This window comes from Nocardia speluncae NBRC 108251, from assembly GCF_001613245.1.
Classification (GTDB): Bacteria; Actinomycetota; Actinomycetes; order Mycobacteriales; family Mycobacteriaceae; genus Nocardia; species Nocardia speluncae.
Genome location: NZ_BDBZ01000057.1, coordinates 1 through 5,367, shown reverse-complemented (window position 1 = coordinate 5,367; position 5,367 = coordinate 1). Strand labels below are relative to the sequence as shown.

The 5,367-nt window shown below is 56.0% G+C and carries 3 rRNA genes; all 3 read right to left on the bottom strand.

Annotated features, from left to right (window positions below):
* Positions 1-6: 6 nt before the first annotated feature.
* Positions 7-123: ribosomal RNA gene (rrf, locus tag NS6_RS33550) — 5S ribosomal RNA — on the bottom strand.
* 138 nt (positions 124-261) lie between these two features.
* Positions 262-3,393: ribosomal RNA gene (locus tag NS6_RS33545) — 23S ribosomal RNA — on the bottom strand.
* 329 nt (positions 3,394-3,722) lie between these two features.
* Positions 3,723-5,239 (bottom strand): 16S ribosomal RNA (locus tag NS6_RS33540).
* The 16S, 23S and 5S rRNA genes sit together here, the layout of an rRNA operon.
* Positions 5,240-5,367: the final 128 nt, after the last annotated feature.

The window sequence follows — 5,367 nt, the reverse complement described above, 5'->3', positions numbered from 1 at the left end:
ATTATGTTCCGGCGGTGTCCTACTCTCCCACACCCTGTCGAGTGCAGTACCATCGGCGCTGACAGGCTTAGCTTCCGGGTTCGGAATGGGACCGGGCGTTTCCCTGACGCTATAACCGCCGTAACTCTATGAAACTATCCACAGAGAGCCACCCCTACCAGTCCCGGAACCCCACCACAGTGGAATCACCGAACCCTTTCAGGTGTCTTCTGTATCTGTGTGTTGTTTCAGATACTGCACAGTGGACGCGTAGCAACCTTTGTTTGTAAGCCCTCGGCCTATTAGTACCGGTCACCTCCACCAGTTACCTGGCTTCCAGTTCCGGCCTATCAACCCCATGGTCTGTAGGGGGCCTTAACCACTCGAAGTGGTGGGAAACCTCATCTTGGAACAGGCTTCCCGCTTAGATGCTTTCAGCGGTTATCCCTTCCGAACGTAGCCAACCAGCCGTGCCCCTGGCGGGACAACTGGCACACCAGAGGTTCGTCCGTCCCGGTCCTCTCGTACTAGGGACAGCCTTCCTCAAGTTTCCAACGCGCGCGGCGGATAGAGACCGAACTGTCTCACGACGTTCTAAACCCAGCTCGCGTGCCGCTTTAATGGGCGAACAGCCCAACCCTTGGGACCTACTCCAGCCCCAGGATGCGACGAGCCGACATCGAGGTGCCAAACCATCCCGTCGATATGGACTCTTGGGGAAGATCAGCCTGTTATCCCCGGGGTACCTTTTATCCGTTGAGCGACACCGCTTCCACATGCCGGTGCCGGATCACTAGTCCCGACTTTCGTCCCTGCTCGACATGTCTGTCTCACAGTCAAGCTCCCTTGTGCACTTGCACTCAACACCTGATTGCCAACCAGGCTGAGGGAACCTTTGGGCGCCTCCGTTACATTTTGGGAGGCAACCGCCCCAGTTAAACTACCCACCAGGCACTGTCCCTGAACCAGATCATGGTCCGAGGTTAGAGGTCCAATACGATCAGAGTGGTATTTCAACGATGACTCCACACACACTGGCGTGCATGCTTCACAGTCTCCCACCTATCCTACACAAACCGTACCGAACACCAATACCAAGCTATAGTGAAGGTCCCGGGGTCTTTTCGTCCTGCCGCGCGTAACGAGCATCTTTACTCGTAATGCAATTTCGCCGAGTCTGTGGTCGAGACAGCTGAGAAGTCGTTACGCCATTCGTGCAGGTCGGAACTTACCCGACAAGGAATTTCGCTACCTTAGGATGGTTATAGTTACCACCGCCGTTTACCGGGGCTTAAATTCTCAGCTTCGCGCCGAAGCGCTAACCGGTCCTCTTAACCTTCCGGCACCGGGCAGGCGTCAGTCCGTATACATCGTCTTACGACTTCGCACGGACCTGTGTTTTTAGTAAACAGTCGCTTCTCACTGGTCTCTGCGGCCCCACCCAGCTCAAGCCGTAAAGGCCATCACCAGACGAGGCCCCCCTTCTCCCGAAGTTACGGGGGCATTTTGCCGAGTTCCTTGACCACAGTTCTCTCGATCGCCTTAGTATTCTCTACCTGACCACCTGTGTCGGTTTGGGGTACGGGCCGTGCATCAACTCACTAGAGGCTTTTCTCGGCAGCATAGGATCACTGAATTCGCCTCAATCGGCTACGCATCACCTCTCAGGCTCATGCAACACGGATTTGCCTATGTTGCGCCCTACAGGCTTACACCAGTACAACCACTGACTGGCCCAGCTACCTTCCTGCGTCACCCCATCGCTTGACTACTACACCCAGGGTCGTGCGCAGCCCCATCCAGCCTCCCGAAGGAGGTCCATCAGGTTTTGGGCACTTAGCACAGATGATTCGCCATTGGGCGCGGATACACGGGTACGGGAATATCAACCCGTTGTCCATCGACTACGCCTGTCGGCCTCGCCTTAGGTCCCGACTCACCCTGGGCGGATTAACCTGGCCCAGGAACCCTTGGTCATTCGGCGGACGAGTTTCTCACTCGTCTTTCGCTACTCATGCCTGCATTCTCACTCGCGCAGCCTCCACAACTAGGTCACCCCGCTGCTTCCCTGGCTACACGACGCTCCCCTACCCAGCCACACCACTGCACACCGGACCGTAATCCGATGCGGATGTATATGTGCGACTGCCGCGGCTTCGGCGGTGTACTTGAGCCCCGCTACATTGTCGGCGCAGGATCACTCGACCAGTGAGCTATTACGCACTCTTTCAAGGGTGGCTGCTTCTAAGCCAACCTCCTGGCTGTCTGCGCAATCCCACATCCTTTTCCACTTAGTACACGCTTAGGGGCCTTAGCCGGCGATCTGGGCTGTTTCCCTCTCGACTACGAAGCTTATCCCCCGCAGTCTCACTGCCGCGCTCTCACTCACCGGCATTCGGAGTTTGGCTGATTTCGGTAAGCTTGTAGGCCCCCTAGACCATCCAGTAGCTCTACCTCCGGTGAGAAACACGCGACGCTGCACCTAAATGCATTTCGGGGAGAACCAGCTATCACGGAGTTTGATTGGCCTTTCACCCCTACCCACAGCTCATCCCCTCAGTTTTCAACCTAAGTGGGTTCGGGCCTCCACGACGTCTTACCGTCGCTTCACCCTGGCCATGGGTAGATCACTCCGCTTCGGGTCTAGAACACGCGACTCAAACGCCCTATTCGGACTCGCTTTCGCTACGGCTACCCCACACGGGTTAACCTCGCCACATGCCACTAACTCGCAGGCTCATTCTTCAAAAGGCACGCCATCACCCCCAGCAGTAAACTGCTCGAAGGCCCTGACGGATTGTAAGCGCACGGTTTCAGGTACTATTTCACTCCCCTCCCGGGGTACTTTTCACCTTTCCCTCACGGTACTAGTCCGCTATCGGTCACCAGGGAGTATTCAGGCTTACCGGGTGGTCCCGGCAGATTCACAGCAGATTTCACGGGCCCGCTGCTACTCGGGCACTCATTACAACAGAGAACGTGTTTTCGCCTACCGGACTCTCACCGTCTACGGTTGGCCGTCCCAGACCAATTCGACTAACACGATCTTTTCTGACTGTTGCTTGCCACGGCAGTGACAAGAAAATGAGCCCCACTACCCCACACGTGCAACCCCTGCCGGGTATCACACACGCATGGTTTAGCCTCATCCGCTTTCGCTCGCCACTACTCACGGAATCACATGTTGTTTTCTCTTCCTGTGGGTACTGAGATGTTTCACTTCCCCACGTTCCCTCCACACACCCTATATATTCAGATGCGGGTAACACGACATCACTCGTGCTGGGTTTCCCCATTCGGACACCCTCGGATCACAGCTCGGTTGACAGCTCCCCGAGGCTTATCGCAGCCTCCTACGTCCTTCATCGGCTCCTGGTGCCAAGGCATCCACCGAACGCTCTTAAACACTTACAAAACAAAGATGCTCGCGTCCACTGTGCAGTTCTCAAACAACACACCCGACTCGAACCACAACCCGCACCAGCCGAAGATTTCGAGAAACCCTCGCGGTATGACGGAGATCCGAGCGGATCATGTTTATTGCCTGGAAAGAACGCCTGTTCTTTCAGGACCCAACAGTGTGTTGATATATCCACCACAACCGAGAACAGAGCCTCGGCCAAACATGATAGAAACTGTCAGCGTTCCACCCATGAGCAACCACCGAACCACATTCGAGTTCGTAATGGCTCTGCCACAACCCGCACCCACCACTGTGGGCCGGCATGGAGAATGCTCCTTAGAAAGGAGGTGATCCAGCCGCACCTTCCGGTACGGCTACCTTGTTACGACTTCGTCCCAATCGCCGATCCCACCTTCGACGGCTCCCTCCACAAGGGTTAGGCCACCGGCTTCGGGTGTTACCGACTTTCATGACGTGACGGGCGGTGTGTACAAGGCCCGGGAACGTATTCACCGCAGCGTTGCTGATCTGCGATTACTAGCGACTCCAACTTCACGGGGTCGAGTTGCAGACCCCGATCCGAACTGAGACCGGCTTTAAGGGATTCGCTCCACCTCACGGTATCGCAGCCCTCTGTACCGGCCATTGTAGCATGTGTGAAGCCCTGGACATAAGGGGCATGATGACTTGACGTCGTCCCCACCTTCCTCCGAGTTGACCCCGGCAGTCTCTCACGAGTCCCCGCCATTACGCGCTGGCAACATAAGATAAGGGTTGCGCTCGTTGCGGGACTTAACCCAACATCTCACGACACGAGCTGACGACAGCCATGCACCACCTGTACACCGACCACAAGGGGGCCTACATCTCTGCAGGTTTCCGGTGTATGTCAAACCCAGGTAAGGTTCTTCGCGTTGCATCGAATTAATCCACATGCTCCGCCGCTTGTGCGGGCCCCCGTCAATTCCTTTGAGTTTTAGCCTTGCGGCCGTACTCCCCAGGCGGGGTACTTAATGCGTTAGCTACGGCACGGATCCCGTGGAAGGAAACCCACACCTAGTACCCACCGTTTACGGCATGGACTACCAGGGTATCTAATCCTGTTCGCTACCCATGCTTTCGCTTCTCAGCGTCAGTTACTTCCCAGAGACCCGCCTTCGCCACCGGTGTTCCTCCTGATATCTGCGCATTTCACCGCTACACCAGGAATTCCAGTCTCCCCTGAAGTACTCTAGTCTGCCCGTATCCCCTGCAAGCTTAAGGTTGAGCCCCAAGTTTTCACAGAAGACGCGACAGACCGCCTACAAGCTCTTTACGCCCAGTAATTCCGGACAACGCTCGCACCCTACGTATTACCGCGGCTGCTGGCACGTAGTTGGCCGGTGCTTCTTATACTCCTACCGTCACTTTCGCTTCGTCGGAGTCGAAAGAGGTTTACAACCCGAAGGCCGTCATCCCTCACGCGGCGTCGCTGCATCAGGCTTCCGCCCATTGTGCAATATTCCCCACTGCTGCCTCCCGTAGGAGTCTGGGCCGTGTCTCAGTCCCAGTGTGGCCGATCGCCCTCTCAGGCCGGCTACCCGTCGTCGCCTTGGTAGGCCATTACCCCACCAACAAGCTGATAGGCCGCGGGCTCATCTTGCACCGATAAATCTTTCCACTCCCAATCATGCAACTGGAAGTCATATCCGGTATTAGACCCAGTTTCCCAGGCTTATCCCAGAGTGCAAGGCAGATCACCCACGTGTTACTCACCCGTTCGCCGCTCGTGTACCCCGAAGGGCCTTACCGCTCGACTTGCATGTGTTAAGCACGCCGCCAGCGTTCGTCCTGAGCCAGGATCAAACTCTCCGTTGAAGACTCACAATCACACCCGAAGGCGCAATCAAAAGTACAAACTAGAGTCCGAAAACCTAGCAAAACAAATCGCCAGCTGGAATTTAGCTGACTTAAATGTTCGGCCCTCCACACGGGGGTATGAAGAA